The sequence below is a fragment of the Flavobacterium sp. ABG genome, from assembly GCF_001027725.1.
GTDB classification, from domain to species: Bacteria; Bacteroidota; Bacteroidia; order Flavobacteriales; family Flavobacteriaceae; genus Flavobacterium; species Flavobacterium cupriresistens.
On the sequence record NZ_LEKS01000003.1, the window covers coordinates 88,988 to 112,448 of the forward strand.

17 protein-coding genes are annotated in these 23,461 nt (G+C 34.9%); 11 read left to right on the top strand and 6 right to left on the bottom strand.

The features are described 5' to 3' along the window. Window positions 1–504 precede the first annotated feature (504 nt). Window positions 505–1,131, top strand: a complete 627-nt coding sequence (locus AB674_RS03525; RefSeq protein ID WP_047773921.1) for a hypothetical protein — start codon at window positions 505–507, stop codon at window positions 1,129–1,131. A 914-nt stretch (window positions 1,132–2,045) separates the two neighbouring features. Continuing rightward, on the top strand, window positions 2,046–2,669 hold the full coding sequence (locus AB674_RS03530) for a hypothetical protein (protein WP_047773923.1): 624 nt from the start codon (window positions 2,046–2,048) through the stop codon (window positions 2,667–2,669). Between the two features lie 416 nt (window positions 2,670–3,085). Here the strand turns inward: AB674_RS03530 and AB674_RS03535 are convergent, their stop codons facing one another. The 3 genes from AB674_RS03535 to AB674_RS03545 all read right to left on the bottom strand — a co-directional run bounded on the left by AB674_RS03535 (window position 3,086) and on the right by AB674_RS03545 (window position 7,718). Next, window positions 3,086–4,720 carry an ABC-F family ATP-binding cassette domain-containing protein gene (locus tag AB674_RS03535; protein ID WP_047773925.1) on the bottom strand — a complete coding sequence of 545 codons (1,635 nt, stop codon included), beginning with the start codon at window positions 4,718–4,720 and terminating at the stop codon, window positions 3,086–3,088. Window positions 4,721–4,972: 252 nt separating this feature from the next. After that, on the bottom strand, window positions 4,973–6,148 hold the full coding sequence (locus tag AB674_RS03540) for a GlmU family protein (RefSeq protein WP_047773927.1): 1,176 nt from the start codon (window positions 6,146–6,148) through the stop codon (window positions 4,973–4,975). Between the two features lie 1,315 nt (window positions 6,149–7,463). Then, the gene (locus tag AB674_RS03545; RefSeq protein ID WP_008464817.1) at window positions 7,464–7,718 is read right to left on the bottom strand and encodes a type B 50S ribosomal protein L31; all 255 of its coding nucleotides are present in this window, start codon (window positions 7,716–7,718) and stop codon (window positions 7,464–7,466) included. A 266-nt stretch (window positions 7,719–7,984) separates the two neighbouring features. Between AB674_RS03545 and AB674_RS03550 the strand changes: the two genes are divergently transcribed. From AB674_RS03550 to AB674_RS03575, 6 genes are all read left to right on the top strand, one after another. After that, window positions 7,985–8,518, top strand: a complete 534-nt coding sequence (locus tag AB674_RS03550; RefSeq protein WP_047773933.1) for a DUF4199 domain-containing protein — start codon at window positions 7,985–7,987, stop codon at window positions 8,516–8,518. A gap of 8 nt (window positions 8,519–8,526) precedes the next feature. Continuing rightward, entirely contained in the window at window positions 8,527–9,483 is a 957-nt protein-coding gene (locus tag AB674_RS03555) for a glycosyltransferase family 2 protein (RefSeq protein ID WP_047773934.1), read from the top strand. A 115-nt stretch (window positions 9,484–9,598) separates the two neighbouring features. Then, window positions 9,599–11,326, top strand: a complete 1,728-nt coding sequence (locus AB674_RS03560; RefSeq protein ID WP_047773936.1) for a phospho-sugar mutase — start codon at window positions 9,599–9,601, stop codon at window positions 11,324–11,326. Between the two features lie 4 nt (window positions 11,327–11,330). Continuing rightward, complete coding sequence (locus tag AB674_RS03565; protein WP_047773938.1) at window positions 11,331–12,371, top strand: YhcG family protein; 1,041 nt, start codon at window positions 11,331–11,333, stop codon at window positions 12,369–12,371. Further along, window positions 12,368–14,197: an ABC transporter ATP-binding protein gene (locus AB674_RS03570; RefSeq protein WP_047773944.1), complete on the top strand. Its 1,830-nt coding sequence runs from the start codon at window positions 12,368–12,370 to the stop codon at window positions 14,195–14,197. Before AB674_RS03565 ends, AB674_RS03570 begins: the two co-directional genes overlap by 4 nt. Window positions 14,198–14,322: 125 nt before the next feature. Beyond that, entirely contained in the window at window positions 14,323–15,024 is a 702-nt protein-coding gene (locus AB674_RS03575; RefSeq protein WP_047773946.1) for a DUF2971 domain-containing protein, read from the top strand. A 556-nt stretch (window positions 15,025–15,580) separates the two neighbouring features. Here the strand turns inward: AB674_RS03575 and AB674_RS03580 are convergent. The 3 genes from AB674_RS03580 to AB674_RS03590 form a co-directional block, all read right to left on the bottom strand. Further along, the gene (locus AB674_RS03580; RefSeq protein ID WP_047774450.1) at window positions 15,581–16,303 is read right to left on the bottom strand and encodes a hypothetical protein; all 723 of its coding nucleotides are present in this window, start codon (window positions 16,301–16,303) and stop codon (window positions 15,581–15,583) included. Window positions 16,304–16,485: 182 nt separating this feature from the next. Next, window positions 16,486–18,951, bottom strand: a complete 2,466-nt coding sequence (locus AB674_RS03585) for a TonB-dependent receptor plug domain-containing protein (protein WP_047774451.1) — start codon at window positions 18,949–18,951, stop codon at window positions 16,486–16,488. A gap of 10 nt (window positions 18,952–18,961) precedes the next feature. Continuing rightward, window positions 18,962–20,659 carry a M23 family metallopeptidase gene (locus AB674_RS03590; protein ID WP_053004204.1) on the bottom strand — a complete coding sequence of 566 codons (1,698 nt, stop codon included), beginning with the start codon at window positions 20,657–20,659 and terminating at the stop codon, window positions 18,962–18,964. A gap of 180 nt (window positions 20,660–20,839) precedes the next feature. Between AB674_RS03590 and AB674_RS03595 the strand changes: the two genes are divergently transcribed. The 3 genes from AB674_RS03595 to rny all read left to right on the top strand — a co-directional run bounded on the left by AB674_RS03595 (window position 20,840) and on the right by rny (window position 23,200). Continuing rightward, complete coding sequence (locus AB674_RS03595; protein WP_047773949.1) at window positions 20,840–21,130, top strand: hypothetical protein; 291 nt, start codon at window positions 20,840–20,842, stop codon at window positions 21,128–21,130. Window positions 21,131–21,135: 5 nt separating this feature from the next. Continuing rightward, window positions 21,136–21,429 carry a cell division protein ZapA gene (locus AB674_RS03600; protein ID WP_047773953.1) on the top strand — a complete coding sequence of 98 codons (294 nt, stop codon included), beginning with the start codon at window positions 21,136–21,138 and terminating at the stop codon, window positions 21,427–21,429. Between the two features lie 208 nt (window positions 21,430–21,637). Continuing rightward, complete coding sequence (gene rny, locus AB674_RS03605; RefSeq protein ID WP_047773955.1) at window positions 21,638–23,200, top strand: ribonuclease Y; 1,563 nt, start codon at window positions 21,638–21,640, stop codon at window positions 23,198–23,200. Window positions 23,201–23,461 lie beyond the last annotated feature (261 nt).

Here is a 23,461-nt window from a genome sequence, read left to right on the forward strand (position 1 = left end):
GAATCGTTATTGGCGATTTTTTTGTTTTCAGAGTTCTGGGACTGTCTTCTTTTGTTAAAAAAGTCTCACACAGATTTTAGCGGATTGGACTAAAAAACCTGCATAATCCGCAAAATCTGCGTAAAAAAATATCTGACCTTAATGACATTAGGCTAAAGCCTCTTAAAGCAAAACTACCTTATCGTTGGTTAAAATCAACATCTATTCAAATCCGGATGGATTACCGGCAATAGAGAAGACTAATTTTAGCAATGCTTCGTGTTATTTGGAATAAAAAAACCTCCTCACTTGCCATAAGTGTCTTATAACTAAATTGTCAGTGGTGAATTTCAATTTCATGATTTACTGCAATTTTGGATCCTTTTTATTGATTGGTTTTCTAAATACACTGCGCGTTGTCGTATTTTTTTTTATCATTTATAAATTATAAGTAACCTATAATAAATTAATACCGTTCAAATACTCCAAATTTATTTTTGTTTGCAGTCAAAATTATAAAATATAATGAAACAAAGTTTACCTACAATCGCATTGATTTTTTTGATCGGTTTTGCCGGTCATTCTCAAATTACTCAAAAAATAGGAGATAATCCCACGACCCTAAACCCCTCTGCTGTTTTTGAAACAGAGTCTACCACTAAAGGTTTTTTACCTCCCAGAATGACCACTGTGCAAAGGAACGCTATTGCTACTCCCCCCGCTGGTCTAATGGTGTACAATACCACAACAAATATACTTCAAGTATATAACGGAGTAGCTTGGTTAGAATGTAATCTCCCAAAAGAATATCTCGAAATACCGATAAACGGAAGCATAACGGCTTCGGGAACAAAATCTCAAACTTTTTCTAATGTCTATTGCAATAATTGCAATGCAACTGTACTATTACCATATTATGCTGCTAATGGGTTAGAACATACCATATATAATTATGGTGATGGTACAATTACCATTAAAATGCCTACTCAGAAAATTGGCGATCCTAACACCGGTTTTAGTGCACATAGTGGTAAAGATTTACCTACTACTCCTCAGTTCACTATACAAGCCAATCGTTTTGTTAAAGTTGAATTTGTAAACATTAATAGTAGTGCTAAATACTTCAAAGGAGTGTGGCTTATATATGACTAATCCTACCCCGCACAATTGCATTTTACGTCAGCACTCCATGTAGAGAGCCAATCTCATGCTTACAAAGGAAAGCAAATAAAATTAAACCCGTTTTGTACTATTAATTGGTTCAGCTAACGAAGATTCTAAACTTTTCTTTTATGGCAGTAACTGCTTTATTGCACCAAAATCATATCTCTAATTTTGTCTAAATACAGATTTAAGAAAAAGTTTTCCTAACACAAGTATAGATTACCCCGTCCTAATTGTTTGAAGCACAAAAAATATAGCCCGTACTTAATAAAAAGAAGGAAGCTGTCTCATAATGTTGAGATTCTCTCCTTCTTTCTTTTATTTTTAACAGGATAACATCAGAAATAACGATTTTTAAAAGTTATAGAAAAATGTTTTGACTTCAATTAATTGCATCGTTATTGGTGATTTTTTTGTTTTCAGAGTTCTGGGACTGTCTTCTTTTGTTAAAAAAGTCTCACGCAGATTTTAGCGGATTGGAATAAAAAAACCTGCAAAATCTGCAAAATCTGCGTAAAAAAATATCTGACCTTAATGACATTAGCTAAAGCCTCTTAACGCAAAACTACCATACCGTTGGTTAAAATCAACATCTATTCAAATCCGGATGCATTACCGGCAATAGAGAAGACTAATTTTAGCAATGCTTCCTGTTATTTGGAATAAAAAAACCTCCTCACTTGCCATAAGTGTCCTATAGCTAAATTGTCAGTGGTGAATTTCAATTTCACGATTTACTGCAATTTTGAATCCTTTTTATTGATTGGTTTTCCAAACACACTGCTATTTGTAGTATTTTTCTTATCATTTACAAATTATAAGTAACCTATAATAAATTAATACCGCTCAAATACTCCAAATTTATTTTTGTTTGTAGTCAAAATTATAAAATATAATTACTAATGAAACAAAGTTTACCTACAATCGCATTGATTTTTTTGATCGGTTTTGCCGGTCATTCTCAAATTATTCAAAAAATAGGGAATAATCCCACGACCCTAAACCCCTCTGCTGTTTTAGAAGTAGAGTCTACCACTAAAGGTTTTTTACCTCCCAGAATGACCACTGTGCAAAGGGATGCTATTACTCCCCCTCCCGCTGGTCTAACGGTGTACAACATCACAACAAATACACTGCAAATATACAACGGGACCGCTTGGTTAGATTGTAATCCGCGAAGAGAAGTCGTCGTGGTCCCGGTCAACGGAACTATAAAGGCTTCCGGAACACAGTCTCAAATTTTTCATTGTCCAGATTGCCCTTCTGCTAATTGCAGAGAAACAGTAGTATTACCGCGTGATGCTACTGATGGATTAGAACATATCATACTTAATAAAGGTTTAGGTACGGTTGTTTTTAAATATCCTACTGAGGATTATGTGCTTTTTATGGCGTTGAGTGGTAAAGATTTAGTCTCTACTGATTTTGTCCTAAACCCTAACCAATTTGTTAAAGTTACCTATCTTGACCTTAAAAAATTTAATCCTAATGCATTCTTCACTGGAGTATGGCTTTTCAATGACTAATCTTACCCTAGGCCGTTCTATTTTACAAAAACAATCAATGAACATATTGTATGTGATGCTTGCAAAGCAGAGCAAATAAAACTAAGCACGTTTTGTACTGTTTATTGGCTCAGTTAACGAAGATTATAAACTTTTCTTTTATGGCAGTAACTACTTTATTCCGCCAAAATCATATCTCTAATTTTGTCTAGATACAGATTTAAGAAAAAGTTTTCCTAACACAAGTATAGATTACCCCGTCCTAATTGTTTGAAGCACAAAAAATATATACAGAACCTAAAAAAAAGAAGGAAGCAGTCTCATAACATTGAGATTGCCTCCTTCTTTTTTTTATTTAACAGCTAATCGTTATTAATAACGCTTTTTTTCTTTTTAAGTCGTGAGACCAAGAATTTTCTGTTATTATGAATCAAAAACTACTTTTCGATTTCTCTCATAGAATCCATTTTTTTATGTGCCAGGAAACCGGCAACATCTTCAAAATGTTCTTTTACGCGTTTATTTCCAAATTCAAAAACTTTTGTGGCTAAACCGTCAAGGAAATCACGGTCGTGAGAAACCAAGATCAAAGTACCATCAAAATCACGTAAAGCGTCTTTAATGATGTCTTTGGTTTTCATATCCAGGTGATTCGAAGGCTCATCGAGAATCAATAAGTTAACTGGCTCTAACAACAATTTAATCATCGCCAGACGTGTTTTCTCTCCACCCGAAAGCACTTTTACTTTTTTGGTAATATCATCACCATGAAACATAAAGGCACCTAATATATTTTTAATTTGTGTTCTTACATCACCAACCGCAATACCATCTATAGTTTCAAAAATAGTCGCATTCTCATCTAATAATGCAGCCTGATTCTGTGCGAAATAACCAATTTGTGAATTATGTCCAATATCAACACTTCCTTCATCAATGCCAATTTCTTTCATAATAGCTTTGATCATAGTCGATTTTCCTTCTCCGTTTTTACCTACGAAAGCTACTTTCTGTCCTCTTTCGATTACGATGTTAGCATCCTTAAAAACAACATGATCACCGTATGATTTCGACAATTCTTTGACCACAACCGGATATTGTCCGGAACGTGCCGCAGGCGGAAATTTTAATTTTAATGCCGAAGTATCTACTTCATCAACCTGAACAATCACCAATTTCTCCAACATCTTAACACGAGACTGTACAGCATCGGTTTTAGAAAACGTGCCTTTAAAACGATCAATAAAAGCTCTATTATCAGCAATCATTCTTTGTTGTTCATCATATGCTTTCTGCTGGTGAATACGACGGTCTTTTCTCAATTCTAAATAATGCGAATATTTAGCTTTGTAATCGTAAATTCTTCCCATCGTAACTTCAATAGTACGATTGGTAATATTATCTACGAAGGCTCTATCGTGCGAAATCACCACTACTGCTTTTGCCTGATTCAGCAAAAACTCTTCTAACCACTGAATACTTTCAATATCCATGTGGTTGGTTGGCTCATCGAGTAAAATTAAATCCGGTTTTTTCAAAAGGATTTTAGCCAATTCAATACGCATTCTCCAACCTCCTGAAAATTCAGAGGTCTGACGTGTAAAATCTTCACGCTCGAAACCTAATCCAACCAGAATTTTCTCTACTTCGGCCTCGTAATTCACCTCTTCGATGGCGTAAAATTTCTCGCTTAAGTCTGAAACTCTTTCAATAAGTTTCATGTAGGCATCACTTTCGTAATCGGTACGAACGGTTAATTGTTCGTTGATTTCATCGATCTCTGCTTTCATGCTAAAGATTTCGCCAAAAGCTTTTGATGCTTCTTCCATTACAGTTGCCCCATCTGAAGTTAACAAATGTTGCGGCAGATACGCAATAACAGCCTCTTTTGGAGCCGAAATATTTCCGGTAGAAGGTTTGCTCTGCCCTGCGATTATTTTCAAAAGTGTCGATTTCCCCGCACCATTCTTACCCATAAGGGCAATTTTATCATTTTCGTTTATAGCAAAAGAAACATCACTAAAAAGAGTAGTTCCACCAAACTGAACTGAAATATCGTTAACTGTAATCATTTTTAGATTCTAAGATTTTTAGACAATTAAATTATCTGATTTTGAAAGCGCAAAGATAGATTAATTAGATAATTAGGCAATTAGAAAATGAGGAAATGTGCCAATTGAAAAATGTGCCAATTAGATAATTAGATAATGTGTCAATTTGGGAATTTGCTAATTAAAAATTATTTTATAAAAAAAACTTCGTAAGAACTAAATCTTACGAAGTCACTTTTAAATTATCTAATTAGCAGATTATCTAATTTGTATTTAATCTTTTCTCCACTTTTTGGTTTCTTCAAAAATATGTTCTAAGATTGCTGATTCGGTTGCATCAAAGTCAATATTTCTGCGTCCCATAACCAGTTTAGCGGTTTCGAAAGCTTTTTTAGTCACATAGGTTGTAAAACCTGCCGCACCGCCCCAAGAAAAACTCGGAACAAAGTTGCGTGGAAATCCACTACCGAAAATATTAGCACTGACACCGATTACAGTTCCGGTATTAAACATGGTGTTGATTCCGCATTTACTGTGATCTCCCATCATCAAACCACAAAACTGAAGTCCGGTTTTTGCAAAACCTTCTGTCTCGTAGCTCCATAATTTTACTTCTTCGTAATTATTTTTTAGATTTGAATTATTAGAATCGGCACCAATATTACACCACTCTCCTAAAACAGAATCTCCTAAAAATCCGTCGTGTCCTTTATTTGAATTGGCAAAAAGAACCGAATTTTTAACCTCTCCTCCTATTCTGGAGCCAACGCCAACGGTAGTTGCTCCATAAACTTTAGCGTTTAATTTTACCTGTGCATTTTCGCACAAAGCAAAAGGACCACGAATGGCAGAGCCTTCCATAATTTCGCTGTTCTTACCTATATATATCGGACCTGCTGAAGCGTTTAAAGTAACGAACTCCAATTTAGCCCCTTCTTCTATAAATATATTTTCGGGTGCAATGGCATTTACGCTTTTTGGAATCGGCATGGATTTCCTGTCTTCCGTCAGATATTTAAAATCTTCGCGAATTGCTGCATCATTTTTAGAAAAAATATCCCAAGTATGTTCAACAGTCAAACAATCGTCATCATACGAAATGATTTCATACGAATCAAAGTCAACTTCTTCCTGGTTCTCCGTCGTAAAAAAAGCAATTACATCATCACCTCTAAAAATCGCCTGATTTACGGTTAAATTAGAAACCATTTCGGCTAGCGTTTCATTTGGTAAAAACGCAGCATTAATCATTACATTTTCTTCTAATTCTACCATCGGAAATTTCTCCGACAAATATTCCTCTGTAATGGTTGTTATAGTTGAACCTAAACGCATTTCCCATTTTTGGCGAATGGTCATAATTCCGATTAGAATATCAGCCACCGGTCTGGTAAAAGTAAAAGGCAATAAAGCATTCCGGACGGGACCGTCAAAAAGAATGTAGTTCATAGATAAATTTAATATTTGTTAAAATCTTGATTTGGTTATCAGGTTCAAAGTTACAAATATTTTAAAGAAAGGAAATACAGCCAAAGTTATATCGGCTTGAATTCGGGAATTATTTTAGAACTTTATGGAAACTATGCCTTTTTGTACGCGGGGTTAAACCATATAAGTCATATAAGTTCATTTAAAAAATGGATTTAGTGCATGTGGAGGGAATCCAAAGTTTGCAACGGTTCTTATACACAGAATACTCGTCTAATTATTTTCTTTAACCGCGCGTAAAAATCTCGCGAAGTCGCAAAGTCGCCAAGTTTTTGTTTTGTTTTTTTTAAACTTCGTGACTTTGCGACTTCGCGAGATAATTGTTTCTCCGCAACTTTTTCACTTCAAAGCACACAAAGATTAAAATAAACACAAAGCTTAAAATGAACTTACATCACTTATATGGTTTAAAAAATCTCGCAAAGTCGCAACTACGCAAGGGTTTAGGCAAAGGCCGCAAAGAAGAATTTTTCAAAAAGTTTTTCTTACCCATGTGTCAAGCTGAGCGGAGTCGAAGCCCTTTTTTACTTAAACAGCCTTCGACTCCGCTCAGGGTGACAAATAGTATTAAATAAGCAATGGGTGTTTTGTGGAATCTATTTGAAATGCAAAGCGCACAAAGATTAAAATAAACACAAAGCTTAAAATGAACTTACATCACTTATATGGTTTAAAAAATCTCGCAAAGTCGCAAGTGCGCAAGGGTTTACGCAAAGGCCGCTAAGAAGATTTTTTCAAGAAGTTTTTCTTACCCATGTGTCAAGCTGAGCGAAGTCGAAGCCCTTTTTTACTTAAACAGCCTTCGACTTCGCTCAGGGTGACAAATAGTATTAAATAGGGAATGGGTGTTTTACGGAATCTATTTGAAATGCAAAGTACACAAAGGTTTACGCAATAAACGCAAAGCTTAAAATGAACTTATATCACTTATATGGTTAAAAAAATCTCGCAAAGTCGCAAGTGCGCAAGGGTTTACGCAAAGGCCGCTAAGAAGATTTTTTCAAGAAGTTTTTCTTACCCATGTGTCAAGCTGAGCGAAGTCGAAGCCCTTTTTTACTTAAACAGCCTTCGACTTCGCTCAGGGTGACAAATAGTATTAAATAGGGAATGGGTGTTTTACGGAATCTATTTGAAATGCAAAGTACACAAAGGTTTACGCAATAAACGCAAAGCTTAAAATGAACTTATATCACTTATATGGTTAAAAAAAAAAACATTACCGCATAAAAAAAGCCTTCCGATTGGAAGGCTTTTATATGAAAATAAAAAACAGCTATTATTTTTTAGCGTGTTTTGCATATTTAGTTTTGAATTTATCAATACGTCCTGCAGTATCGATAAGTTTAGATTTACCAGTATAAAAAGGGTGAGATGTTCTAGAAATCTCCATTTTTACAACTGGATACTCAACTCCGTCAACTTCAATTGTTTCTTTTGTATCTGCAGTAGATTTAGTGATAAAAACTTCGTCATTTGACATGTCTTTAAATGCAACTAATCTGTAATTTTCTGGGTGAATTCCTTTTTTCATCTTTTCTTTTATTTATTGTTTAGAGCATTTTCATTTTGAAGCTTTTCCATGGTTAGAAAAAGGTGTAAACAAACGATACTCTTTTTTGTTTAAAAATTTAATTATTTTTGAGTGTGCAAATTTACATTTATTTTTCAATAAACAAATCTTTTAACCAATATTTTTAACGTCCTCTTTATCTGTGTCAATATTTTTAATATATATCTCACTTTTGTATATAGGGTAATTGCTATATTTGTGGATTAATTTTAAAACATATAGAAAATATGATCAATGAAGTTATAAAGAAAAATGGGATTACCTATGGTGTAATGATTGGAATTGCATCTGCATTAGTTACTGCTACAATATATGCCGTTGATTTAAACTTGTTCACCTCTTGGTGGATTGGAGCTACAGGTCTCCTTATAAGTTTTACACTATCGATTATTCTACTAACTAAAACGAAAAGAGAGCTAAAAGGTGTTTTTCCTTTTAAGGAAGCTTTTACCACTTATTTTATTGCAGCTGTAATTGGAATATTGATCTCTACTTTTTTTAATGTTATCCTTTTTAATGTAATTGATCCTGAGGCGAAAGATACTGTAAGCGAATTAATGATTAAATATACGGTATCGATGTTGCAAAAATTCGGAACACCTGCGTCTGCCATTAATGAAGCTGTTGCCAAAATGAAACTAAGCAATCCGTATTCTACTTTAGAGTTATTAAAAGGATCTGTTTTCACTATCGTGGTTAGTTCTATTTTAGGATTAATTTTCGCCGCAATATTTAAAAGCAAAACTACAATACAAGAATAAAAAAATAAATGAATTTATCTATACTTATACCGCTTCTAAACGAGGAGGAATCACTGCAAGAACTCTATACGTGGATTATTAAAGTGATGCAATCTAACAATTACTCTTATGAAATCATTTTTGTAGATGATGGTAGTACAGATGATTCCTGGGCAATTATTGAAAATTTTTCTACCGAAAATCCGAATGTAAAAGGAATTCGTTTCATGAAGAATTTTGGAAAATCACAGGCCTTACATGCCGGTTTTGCAAAAGCAAAAGGAGATGTAATCATTACAATGGATGCCGATTTGCAGGATAGTCCGGATGAAATTCCCGGATTGTACGAAATGATTACAGCCGAGAAATTTGATTTGGTTTCGGGATGGAAAAAGAAACGTTACGACTCTGTTGTAGCCAAAAATCTTCCTTCGAAATTATTCAACTGGGCGGCAAGAAAAACATCCGGAGTAGAATTAAACGATTTTAACTGCGGATTAAAAGCATACAAAAATACGGTTGTAAAAAACATAGAAGTTTCGGGCGAAATGCACCGTTACATTCCGGTTTTGGCAAAGAATGCCGGTTTTAATAAAATTGGTGAAAAAGTAGTACAGCATCAGGCCCGTAAATATGGCGAAACCAAATTTGGAATGGAACGTTTTATAAACGGTTTTCTCGATTTGATTACGATTTGGTTCCTGTCAAGATTCGGAAAAAGGCCTATGCACTTGTTTGGCGCACTGGGTTCGGTAATGTTTATTATCGGATTTTTTCTGGCCGGTTATATTGGTATTTCAAAACTATACCATATGTACAATGGCATGAGATACAGCCTGGTTACAAACAACCCTTGGTTTTTTATTGCCTTAACTACAATGATTTTAGGGACTCAGTTATTTTTAGCAGGTTTCCTTGGTGAAATTATTTTGAGAACCAAAAGCAACGAAGGACGTTATAAAGTAGCACGAGAAGTTAATTTTTAACGTAATCCCTTGTTCATTAAAAAACAAGCGGACTGAGAGTGGAGTGAATTGACGAAATAAACAACCGCTCCTGAAAACAACAATTATTTTGATCTAAAATAAAAGAATACGAAAGATGAATATAGCACCTAACATTTTAAATGCTGTAAACGAATGGCTGACACCAACATTTGACAGCGAAACACAAGCAGCTGTTAAAGAATTAATGACCACATCACCAAAAGAGCTTGAGGAAAGTTTTTATAAAAACTTGGAGTTTGGAACTGGTGGAATGCGTGGTGTTATGGGTGTTGGAAGCAACAGAATCAACAAATACACGCTGGGTAAAAACACACAAGGCCTTTCGGATTATATGCATCAGGTATTTCCAAATCAGCCTTTAAAAGTGGTTATTGCCTACGACTGTCGTCATAACAGCAATACCTTGGCCAAACTTGTAGCCGATGTTTTCTCTGCCAATGGAATTCAGGTTTATTTATTTTCAGATTTGCGACCGACTCCTGAACTGTCTTTTGCTCTTAAATATTTAGGATGCCAATGCGGAATTGTACTTACGGCTTCACATAATCCACCCGAATACAATGGTTATAAAGTATATTGGGAAGACGGAGGACAAATAGTACCTCCTCAGGATACTGAAATCATTACTATTATTGAAAATTTAAGCTACGATAAAATCAAATATCAGGCTAACGAAAAACTGATACAGTACATTGACACTGAAATCGACAAAGCTTTTATAAAATCTTCTATTGATAATGCCAGTTTTAATACACCGGCTGAAGCAAAAGAAAAACTGCAAATCGTTTTTACCTCTTTGCACGGAACTTCGATAAAATCTATCCCGGAGACTTTGTCTCAGGCCGGATACACTAATGTGCATATTGTTCCCGAACAAGCAATTCCTGATGGAAATTTTCCAACGGTAAAATCGCCAAACCCAGAAGAGCCTGAAGCATTGACAATGGCTTTGGCTTTAGCAGAAAAAACCAATTCTGATATTGTAGTAGGAACAGATCCGGACTGCGATCGTTTAGGCGTTGCTGTTAGAAATAACGAAGGCAAAATGATTCTTCTTAACGGAAATCAAACCATGGTTCTGATGACTGCTTTCTTATTGAAACAATGGAAAAAAGCCGGAAAAATTAATGGCAAACAATTCGTAGGTTCTACTATAGTTTCTACTCCGATGATGATGGAACTGGCGACAAGCTATGGCGTAGAATGTAAAGTGGGTCTTACCGGTTTTAAATGGATCGCCAAAATGATCAAAGATTTCCCTGAACTTCAATTTATTGGAGGCGGTGAAGAAAGCTTTGGTTTTATGGTTGGTGATGCTGTAAGAGATAAAGATGCTGTTGCCGCTACCTTATTAATATGTGAAGTAGCCGCACAGGCAAAAGCAGCCGGAAGCTCTGTTTACAAAGAACTTTTACAACTTTATGTTGAAAATGGTTTTTATAAAGAACATTTGGTTTCATTGACCAAAAAAGGTATGGAAGGTTTAGAAGAAATTAATCAGATGATGATTAATTTACGTCAAAATCCTTTGAAAGAAATCAGTGGACAACGTGTGATTATGGTGGAAGATTACCAAGCATCTACAGCCCTGAATCTTTTTACAGGTGAAGAGTCTATAATGGACCTGCCAAAATCTAATGTTTTGATTTATTATACAGAAGACGGATCTAAAATTTGCGCCAGACCAAGTGGTACTGAACCAAAAATCAAGTTCTACATCAGTGTAAATGCCGAATTACAATCTGTGGAAGAATTTGATGCTGCAGAAAGTTTCTTAGATCAAAAAATACAAAATATCATTGCAGGAATGCAATTGAAATAGTAGAATGAGTGACAAACCTGACATAAATGACAATCCAAAACTATTAGATTCCATTATTGGATTAATAGACCAGACTCGTCATTATGTTGCCAAAACGGTCAATCAGGAACTCACTTTACTCTATTGGAAAATCGGAAAATCGATTAATGATGAGATTCTAAAAAATGATCGTGCCGATTATGGGAAAAAACTTATTTTAGAATTAAGCAAAGAATTATTAAACCGATTTGGGACAGGATTTAACAAAAGAAATCTACATAGTTTCATCAAACTAAACACTGTTTTTGAAGACTTTACAATTGTGCACACAGTGTGTGCACAATTGAGTTGGTCTCATATCAGAACACTGATTTATATTGAAAGTGATATAAAACGTGAGTTCTACATACAGATGAGCATACATGAAAGATGGAGTGTGAGAACGCTTCAGGAACGAATAGACAGCATGCTTTTTGAAAGAACCGCCATTAGTAAAAAACCCGAAGAAACCATCCTTAATGACTTGGCATTATTAAAAAATGACAAGCAGATCAGTCCTGATTTAACTTTTCGGGATCCTTATTTTCTGGATTTCTTAGGTTTACACGACAGTTATTCTGAAAAAGATTTAGAAAGTTCGATCCTGGCGCAATTGCAAAATTTCATTACTGAAATGGGAAGCGAATTTGCTTTTCTCGCGCGACAAAAGAGAATAACAATTGACGACGAGGATTTTTATATTGACCTGCTTTTTTACCACCGAGGCCTGCGTCGCCTGGTTGTCATAGATCTAAAATTAGGAAAATTTAAAGCCGCCTACAAAGGTCAGATGGAGTTATATCTTCGATGGTTAGAGAAAAATGAACAAAAAGAAGGCGAAAACAAACCAATTGGATTAATTTTGTGCAGTGAAAAATCACCTGAACAAATTAATTATTTAATGCTCGACAATGACGAACAAATCAAAGTCTCAGCTTACTTAACCCAATTACCTGAAAAAAAATTATTGCTGGAGAAGCTTGAAAGAGCCATTGCCATAGCAGAAAATAACATCAAAAATAAATGAGTAATTTCAAAAAAATAGTTCCTTTTATATACCCATATAAAAAATATGCGATTCTAAACATCTTTTTCAATGTTTTGTACGCACTTTTCAGCACCCTTTCCTTTATGGCATTAATCCCAATGATTCAGGTATTATTTGACCAGACAAAAAGAAACACCGTTCTGCCTAAATACGAAGGACTTGTACACATAAAAGAATATGGAGAGCAATACCTGAGCTATTATATCACGACAACTACTGAGAAACATGATATTGGTTATACCTTATCTATCATGGTAGCCGTAATTATTTCGATATTTTTACTAAAAAACCTGGTCGATTATTTAGCGATGTTTTTTATCACCTTTTTAAGAAATGGTGTCTTAAGAGACATGCGAAATGCCATGTATAAAAAAACACTCGAACTGCCTTTGGCTTTTTATTCTGAGAAAAGAAAAGGAGATGTTATTTCCCGAATTTCTGCGGACGTTAACGAGGTACAAAACTCCTTTCTGGCCATTCTGGAACTTATCGTAAAAGAACCCCTAACAATCGTTTTTACTATAGGCGCCATGTTAGTAATTAGCGCCAAACTAACTTTATTTGTTTTTGTTTTCATTCCGGTTTCAGGATATATCATTTCATTAATCGGAAAACAACTTAAAAAACAATCTACAAAAGCACAACAGGAACAAGGAACATTTCTGTCAACCATTGAGGAAACCATTGGAGGCCTGAAAGTCGTAAAAGGCTACAATTCAGAAAATTACTTTAATTCTGTTTTTCAGAGTTCGACAGATCGTTTTTTCAATTTATCAAATACTATTGGAAATCGTCAAAACTTAGCTTCTCCTGCCAGTGAGTTTATGGGAATTACTGTAATTGCGATATTACTTTGGTACGGTGGACAGATGGTTTTAATTGACAAAACACTAGACGGCGCTTCTTTTATCGCTTATATGGGACTAGCCTACAACATCCTGACACCCGCAAAAGCTATTTCTAAAGCTTCTTATGGAGTAAAAAGAGGAAATGCAGCAGCAGAGCGTGTTTTAGAGATTTTAGATCAGGACAACACCATTACCTCAAAACCGGATGCCATCAAAAAAACCACTTTTGATTATGCTATTGATGTTCAAAACATCAACTTTAAATACGAAGAAGAAACCGTACTGAAAAACTTTTCACTTACGGTTAAAAAAGGACAAACTGTTGCACTTGTTGGTCAGTCGGGAAGTGGAAAAAGTACCATTGCCAATTTACTGACCCGTTTTTATGATGTTAATGACGGAACAATTTCTATTGACGGCATCAACATCAAAGACATGAACCTGCAATCGCTTCGTAGTTTAATGGGATTGGTTACTCAGGACAGTATTTTATTCAACGACACCATAAAAGCAAATATTTCATTAGGAAAATTAGACGCTACCGATGAAGAAATTATCGAAGCACTAAAAATCGCTAACGCCTATGAATTTGTAAAAGACCTACCACTAGGAATCCACACTAATATTGGAGATAGCGGGAACAAACTTTCCGGAGGGCAAAAACAACGTTTATCTATTGCCCGTGCAGTACTTAAAAACCCTCCGATTATGATTCTCGACGAGGCTACCTCTGCATTGGATACGGAAAGCGAAAAATTTGTTCAGATTGCCCTTGAAAACATGATGCAAAACAGAACTTCGATTGTAATTGCACACCGTCTTTCGACTATTCAAAAAGCAGATCTTATTGTAGTAATGCAAAAAGGAAAAATTGTTGAACAAGGAACTCACGAAGAATTAATCGCGCATAACGGAACCTATAACAAACTGGTTACCATGCAGTCGTTTGAATCTTAATTGCTGATTTTAGATTGTAGACTTTAGATTATTGATTATTGATTGTAGACTATTTTTTGATATTTTACATTTAACATTTGACTCTTGCCTTTTGATTTCCCAAAAAAAATCATTAAATTAGATAAATGTATATCAACAATCCGAACATAAAACTGCCTGCAGATCCAGACACCGTTGTTTGGAAATATCTGGACTTGTCTAAATTTCTTGACATACTGCTTTCTAAGAAGTTATTTATGTCCCGTTCGGATAAATTTGAGGATCAATATGAAGGCACTTTTAGCGAACCTACTTTCGAAGAGATTAAAAAACTGGCGATTGACAATCCTGAATTTTTAAATTATTACAAAACACATCGCGAAAAAGTAGCGATAAGCAGTTGGCATATCAATGAATACGAATCGTTTGCTATGTGGCAGATTTTCACTCAAAACAGTGAAGGGTTAGCCATTCAGTCGACAATTGGGAGGTTGCAGAAAGCGTTAAAACCCGAAAACAATTTTGATCAATATATCGGCAAAGTAAATTACATCGATTATAAAAAAGAATACATTCCTTTTGACGATTCGTTCTTTCCGTTTTTATTTAAGAGAAAGAGCTTTCAATACGAACGTGAAGTACGCATCATTACAGATACTTCTGAGAGCACTATAAAGCTAAATGACGGAATAAAAATCAATGTTGATATCAATCAGTTAATTGAAAAAATATACATTCATCCAAAATCAGAAAACTGGTATAAAAAATTGGTAATCGAATTGGTAGAACGTTTAGGGTTCGGAATTGAAATCGAAAAATCAGATTTAGAGAGCGATATTTTGATTTAAGTTTTTTTTGCCACAGATTAAAAGGATTAAAATGATTATTAATCTGTCACGCAAAAAAATTAAACACGAATTGCACTAATTTGCACGAATTAATTTGTGGCAATTGGTGTAATTCGTGGCAAAAGATCAAGACAATCGAAAAACATGGAATAAAAACTACTTATCCACAAACAGCTTAAAAAGGGCTAGATATGATTAATAATCTGTCACCTAAAAAAATTAGATACGAATTGCACTAATTACACTAATTAATTTGTGGCAATTGGTGTAATTCGTGGCAAAAAATCAAAACAATCAAAAAACATGGAATATAAACGACTTATCCATAAACAGCTTGAAAAGAGCTAGATATGATTAATAATCTGTCACGCAAAAAAATTAGACACGAATTGCACTAATTACACTAATTAATTTGTGGCAATTGGTGTAATTCGTGGCAAAAGAATCTAGATAATCAAAAAAAAAGAAGCGCCTTTTAAAATTAGTTTTAAAAGGCGCTTCTTTATATCATAGATTAAAAAAATCATTCTAATCTGTATAATCTTTGGCAAAAAAATCAAATAGGCTTATAACTTTTAACTTCCCATTTTTTAGACGCCAAATCAATATAGCTATAGTGCAAAACGTCGTTTTTATCAAACTGACCGTTTTGATTGGTGTCTTCAATTGTTCTGAAATACAAGCGGTTTTTAGATTCGATTAAATTCCAATCTACCAATTCCTGAAAATCTTCAGAAACTTTGGTAAAATTCTCTCCGCTAATATGACTTAAATACAATGTTTTGATGTCACTAGTATCAATTTTTCCGTCTTTGTTCGTATCAGAATCGGCCAATGTATAAACCATAACCTGATTCTGTGTTTTATCGGCAATTGTTTTTAAATACGTTGCGGTTAGAATCAAAGCCGGTTTATCGGTCAAAGGACGAATTGAATCTGAATCTGTTTTTTGAAATTTCAGGTTTTGCAAATAACCTGTGATTTCAAATTCGCCCAAATTAGAAATCGTAAAACTTACATCATTGACACTTGAAGAGCCGTATCGTGCTTTTGTTCCTTTTTCATACACTCTCAAATCACCTACCGGATGAATCAAATAGTTTGTCCCTTCCATCTGAATAGGCAAATCTGCTACTTCAATCTGAGTTGAATCTGTTTTTACGGCACTACTGGTCTTATTCGTTCTATCGTAAATAACTTTAGGTTTCTGAACTTCATCACGGCAACTCGCTAGAGTTCCGACAATTACTAATACTATATATTTTAAATAATTTTTCATCTGCATTAATTATATTCGGTTATCAAATATAGTATTTTTGGCTGTATTATTTATTTTTATTGAATTTTACTAAAGTAAGGATATTTAGAAATACAATCCCAAAAAAGCCTAAAGCAAAGAATCAAAGATTTTTCATATCAAGAAATCAGACAGAACTGCTTTCCTTCTTACCAATTCCACAATTACAACCTCGCATTCAACTTAATATTAAAAACTCTCGAAGTCATATAATTCGGAATGGCGTATTGCGTTTTAGAGTATACATCACGCACCCAAGTATTGGTTATCGCATTCTGATTGTTGAAAAGATTAAAGATTTCAAAACCAACAGATAATTCTTTGAAGTTTTTCAACCAGCTTGTTTTAGCTGTTCTGGTACTGTTATCTACAAAAACTTTAGCAAAACCAATATCTGCTCTACGATAATCATTAAGTCTGCTCTGATACAAATACGGATCAGAATAAGCGGGAGAACCTCCCGGCACACCTGTATTATACACTAAATTCAAATACATTTTAATACTGGGAATATTAGGCATATAATCCTGAAACAACATGGCAAATTTTAATCGTTGATCTGTCGGTCGTGCGATATATCCTTTGTTCTCATAGTTCTCTTCTGTTCTCAAATACCCAAAACTTATCCAGGATTCTGTTCCCGGAACAAACTCTCCGTTCAACCTGAAATCAAGACCCTGCGCGTATGCTTTAGCATTGTTATTAGCCACGTAACGAATACGAACATTATCTACCGAGTACGTATTTACATCCGAAAGTGATTTATAGTATACCTCCGTCACCCATTTAAAAGGGCGATCCCACATTTTAAAACTGTAATCGTTACTCAAAACAATATTTATAGACTGCTGTGCTTTTACATTTGGATTCACTACTCCATTTAAATCCCTCAGCTCTCTATAAAAAGGAGGCTGATAATACAATCCACCGGAAAGTCTGAAAACCATATCCATATCCCAATCCGGTTTTATAGCAAACTGAGCCCTCGGACTGAAAACAATTTGATTTTTACCTTCCTCGGTAGCCCCTTGCACGGACCAGCTCTGAAAACGCGCCCCGATATTATACCAAACCTGATTGGAACCGATTGTCTTTTTCTGATTCCATTGTGCATATCCGGAAAATCTGTTTATCGTATTAAAGTTCGTCGCACGGACATCCTGGTACGACAACAACAGTCCCGCATAAGGCACATAAGGTTGATTGTTTTCCGGAAGACCAATAATTGGCGGTCGTATAGAAAACCCAGCCGAATCAATCATTTCCCATTCTGCTATCCGATCCCGAATGGACTCGCGGGTATACTTCATGCCAAATTCCAACTGACCATCTATCCATTCCTTAAAACCTTTTATTTCTGCATTTGCAATCAGAGCATCGAGATCGTTTCGGGCATGATTAAGTTGAGAACCTATTCCGCGTGTGAAATCAACATCATCAATAGAAGTTGTCCCATCCGCATTAACGTTTCCTAATCGGTATTGCGCCAAAATATCGAAATGTTCTTTTTCTATGGTATGAAATAAAGAACCTATAAATTTTAAAGTAAAACCTGGCGACACTTTATAAGTTGTTTTCAAAGCACCAAAATAAGTATCATATTGGTCTTTTTCCTGACCCTCATAATAAACAGCGAGCGCCATTGGCTGATCAATTGTTCCAAATTTGGTCTCGCGTGTTAAAGGCTGATATAAATATTTGTTCTGCGAAATATTCCCCAAAAAACTCATTTGCCATTTTTCGGAAATATCATAATTTATGTTGGTCTGAACATCAACAAAAGTGGGGGTGTAATTCGTTTGCGTATCCTGACTGTTTACAAGCAGGCTATTATTTCTATATCGGACTCCGGTTACGGCGGACCATTTTTTATTTTTGGAAACCGCATCAACCGATACACTCCCTCCTAACAAACTTGCCTCTAAGGAAGCACCAAACTCAGTAGGTTTTCTGTACGTAATATCCAAAACAGAAGAAAGTTTATCACCAAATTTAGCTTGAAATCCTCCTGCAGAAAAATCAACATTCTGAACTAAATCGGTATTGGTAAAACTCAAGCCTTCCTGTTGTCCCGAACGAATCAAAAAAGGACGGTATACTTCTATTTCGTTTACATAAACCAGATTTTCGTCATAATTCCCACCACGCACCGCATATTGCGTACTCAGTTCATTATTTGAATTTACACCGGGTAAAGTCTTTAGAATATTCTCGATCCCGGCATTTGCTCCGGGAACCTTTTTAATTGTTGCAGCATCAATAACCGTAATTCCCTGCACCCTCTTTTTATTCTTGGAAGACACGAAAACTTCTCCCATTTGTTCTTCGGAATTACTCATTACAGGATTAAAGACAAAAACTTCATTGGTTTTTAAATTTACCGTAAGACTCATCATTTTTAATGAAATATGAGTAAAGATCAAAGCCACTTTTCTATTGGAAGGAACTTCAACTTCAAAAAAACCATTTAAGTCTGTTTGTGAAGCATTTCCCAAAAAAGAAATATTCACACTGGATACAGGTCGTTTTTCACTATCTAAAATGATTCCTTTAACACGGGCTTTTTGCGCAAACGAAACATAACCAATGCACAAAAAAAAGAAGACGAATATTAACTTACTACGATTCAAATGTCTGATTTTATTTTTGTTGACTTCTAAAAAAGTGAGTTTCAAAGGTAGTAGAATTTCCTACATTATCAACTACTTCAATTTTTAAATCATTAGCACCTTCTGCGACAATCCCATCTTCAAACCGGTGCGTAATTTTTCTCGTTTTATTATCATATTCAAACAATACCCAATTTCCATTTAAATAACCGTTATACGATTTAACTCCAGACAAACTGTCCCCGATCGTAAACTGAATTGTTTTCATATCACTGATCCATTTGTCCTGAATTGGTTTTGCAATTCTGATGACCGGCGCTATTGTATCGAGCACCAATCCGAATTGTCCCAAAATTTTTGATTTAGCCGTAAAAACATCATTTTTGCGGATCGTTCCATTATAACTCTTGCTGTTTCCGCTAAATCTGGCAATAAACAATTTATCTCTGAGTGCTTCCGGATAAGTAGCATCTTTTATAGTAACGGTAAAATTAGAATGCACTGGAACAACATCTTCATGAATATAAATTCGGTTGTTCTTTACATCAAAATTTAAATTAAAATCATCATAAAAAGTTCCCGCAGGAAAAAACACGGACATATTGTCTTTTTCGAAATTAGAATCTTTATTATAACGAACGACATACTTTGACGCTATTGGTTCTGCAATTACTATTGGCGTAGCGGCATCATATTCAACTGGAACCGTCACCGAATTTAAATTCCCATAATAATCCGAAACCTCAATCTTGTAAGTCGATGTCAAATTGGGAGCAACCGGAATAATTCCGCGCAGCGAATCTGTTTTTATAATACTTAAAGCAAAAGGCGTTTTCATAAAAAGCTTCTGAATACGCTGTCCTGATTTTTTATATCTCGGATAATCGATAAACGCGTTGATAAAACGCATCTCATCAAAGGAGTACGTATTAAACTGATAGTTGTAATTTTGATTTCCGTTTAAAAAAGTAGAGACATTAAAAACTCCATTTTTATTAAAAGAAACATCATCGGTATCAACAGCATTAATCCCAAAGCCAATCGCACCATTTGCTTTTACTTTTCCTGCGAGATAGGTTCCGTCTTTCTGAAGTGACAGACTTAATAATAAAGGCTGTTTGGATAGATTTACAACGGTGTTTTCATTTATCGGATAAACCAACAAACTTGAAATCGTTGGTTTCTTTGTGTCTTTTATATTTTGATCAAAGCCAAAAAACATTGGATTAATAACAAATTCCGTTTTAGAATCGCGAAATTCAAAATGCAAATGTGGACCTTCTGAAGACCCCGTATTTCCTGAAAGCGCAATCAATTGTCCTTTTGTAACGGGCAATTCATTTGGTTTTGGAAACATTTCTATTTCAAAAGAACGCTCCGCATAATGTGTTTTCTGAACATAATCCTGAATCGGACCCAATGTAGTCTGCAAATGTCCGTAAACAGAAGTGTACCCATTGGGGTGTGTGATATAAATACATTTACCGTTACCAAAAGTAGAAATTTTGATTCTGGACACATAACCATCAGCAACGGCATATACATTTAACCCCTCTCTTTGATTGGTTTTCAAATCGAAACCGGCATGAAAATGATTCGGTCGCAACTCCCCAAAATTACCTGAAAGTTGCATCGGAATATCCAGCGGCGGACGAAAATAATCTTTAGGATATTGCGTCTGAGCACAAATAAAATTAGATAAAAACAGAACAAGTATTGAAAATCTCATAACCAACATTTTTGCTAAGATAAAAAAATATGAGGCCAAAACCGAGTAAAAAGCTACAATAATACAATGAATTGAATTTCATTCAATTGCCTATTTTTAATGTAAAAAAATCGATAAAAAATTGCATTAATAAAAAGGAATACTAACTTTGTATGATTAAGTAATGAATTAGGATTTATAATGAGTGTAATTGCCGAAATAATTGATACTCTTGAATATAAAGTCGAAAAGCTTTTTGAGAAATCAAAGGCACTGGAGAAAAACAATCAGGAATTAAGATTAGAACTAGCCAAAGCTTCGCAAATCATTCAGAAAAAATCTGAAGAAATGGACGCTTTGAGAAAGCAATACGAAACACTTAAGATAGCCAATTCATTGCTGGGCAGTGACAATAATAAGAGAGAGACAAAGCTTAAAATAAATTCATTAATTCGCGAAATTGATTACTGTATAGCACAACTATCAGACTAGGAAACATGGACGAAAAGCTTAGAATTAAAATATCAATTGCAGATCGGGTTTATCCATTAACGGTAGAACCAAATCAGGAAGAGGGACTTAGAAGTGCTTCTAAAAAAATTGATGCTATGATCAAGCAATTCGAAGAAAGTTATGCGGTTCGCGATAAGCAGGATGTATTAGCCATGTGTGCTTTACAATTTGCTTCACAAGTAGAACAAAAACAAATTGATTATAATGTTGATGGTCACGAAACCATCGAAAGAATTAAAAGATTAAATTTACTTTTAGATCAATATCTCGAAAATTAAACGTTCTTTACAAAAACTAAGATACTGCCTACATTAGTTCATTTTTGGTAAACTCAACACTAACAATTTAGAATGAGCGAATCATCACTACTAGAGCATGCCACGCTTTTTTGCGAGGAAACTTGAACAGTGAGTTAGCTCAAAACTTGTCTTTACGAGTTTATTCAAGCAATTAATGTAGGCTTTTTTATATATAAATTTTAACAACATGGACATAATAACGATCATTATTTCAGGTATTATAGGAATTGCGGCAGGGTTTGCAATCGCTAAAATTATCGAAAAAAGCAATATTTCTAATTTAATCAAAAACGCTAAAAAAGAAGCAGCCTCAATTTTAAAAGACGCCAATTTAGAAGCCGAAAACACTAAAAAAGACAAAATTCTTCAGGCAAAAGAACGTTTTATCGAATTAAAATCGGAACACGAACAAGTAATCTTAGCCAGAGATAAAAAGGTAGCTGAAGTTGAAAAAAGAGTTAGAGACAAAGAATCACAAATATCAAATGAGCTTTCTAAAGCTAAAAAAGTAAATGACGATTTCGAAGCTAAAACACAAGAATACAACAACAAAATTGAAGTTTTAGACAAGAAACAAACAGAAGTTGACAAATTACACAAAAGCCAATTACAACAGCTTGAAGTAATTTCAGGACTTTCTGCAGAAGAAGCTAAAGAGCAATTAGTAGAAGGTTTAAAAGCCGAAGCTAAGAGTAAAGCAATGTCTCACATTCAGGATACTATTGAAGAGGCAAAACTTACTGCACAGCAAGAAGCTAAAAAAATCATTATCAATACCATTCAAAGAGTTGGAACAGAGGAAGCAGTTGAAAATTGCGTTTCTGTTTTTAACATTGAATCTGACGATGTAAAAGGTAGAATCATCGGTCGTGAAGGTCGTAACATTAGAGCTTTAGAAGCAGCTACTGGAGTTGAAATCATTGTTGATGATACACCGGAAGCAATTATTCTTTCTTGTTTTGATCCTGTACGTAGAGAAATTGCCCGTTTGGCTTTACACAAATTGGTGACTGACGGACGTATTCACCCAGCAAGAATTGAAGAAGTTGTAGCTAAAACAGCCAAACAAATTGACGACGAAATTATCGAAGTAGGTAAACGCACCGTTATTGACTTAGGAATTCACGGCTTACACCCTGAATTGATAAAAGTGGTAGGTAGAATGAAATACCGTTCTTCTTACGGACAAAACTTACTACAACACTCGAGAGAAGTTTCTAAACTTTGTGGTATCATGGCAGCTGAATTAGGCCTAAATGTAAAACTGGCAAAAAGAGCCGGTTTACTTCACGATATTGGTAAAGTGCCGGATACAGAAAGCGATTTACCTCACGCCTTATTAGGAATGCAATGGGCAGAAAAATATGGTGAGAAAGAAGAAGTTTGCAATGCCATTGGAGCACACCACGACGAGATCGAAATGAAATCATTGTTATCTCCAATCGTTCAGGTTTGTGATGCGATTTCAGGTGCAAGACCAGGCGCAAGACGTCAGGTATTGGATTCTTACATTCAACGTTTGAAAGATCTTGAAGAAGTAGCTTACGGATTCAGCGGTGTTAAAAATGCTTACGCTATTCAAGCCGGTAGAGAACTTCGTGTAATCGTAGAAAGTGAAAAAGTTTCTGACGATAACGCTGCCAACTTATCTTTTGAGATTTCTCAAAAAATTCAAACAGAAATGACTTATCCAGGTCAGGTAAAAGTAACTGTAATCAGAGAAACAAGAGCTGTTAATATTGCTAAGTAACCTCCGATTTTATATAACAACAAAGGCTGTCTTCTTCAAGACAGCCTTTGTTGTTTTTAGGTATTACCTAAAACCTTGTATAAAATGAGTTTATCTGTTTTTAGTATTGATTTTACCTCAATTTCCTACACTCCTGTCATTAGGCTAGAAATTGCATTCGGCTCGACGTGAGTACGTATGTGATTTCTCCTATGGAATTGACACAAGCTGCTCCGTTTAGACTTTCCGCAATCTTGTCATACTAAGAAACAAAGTATCTTC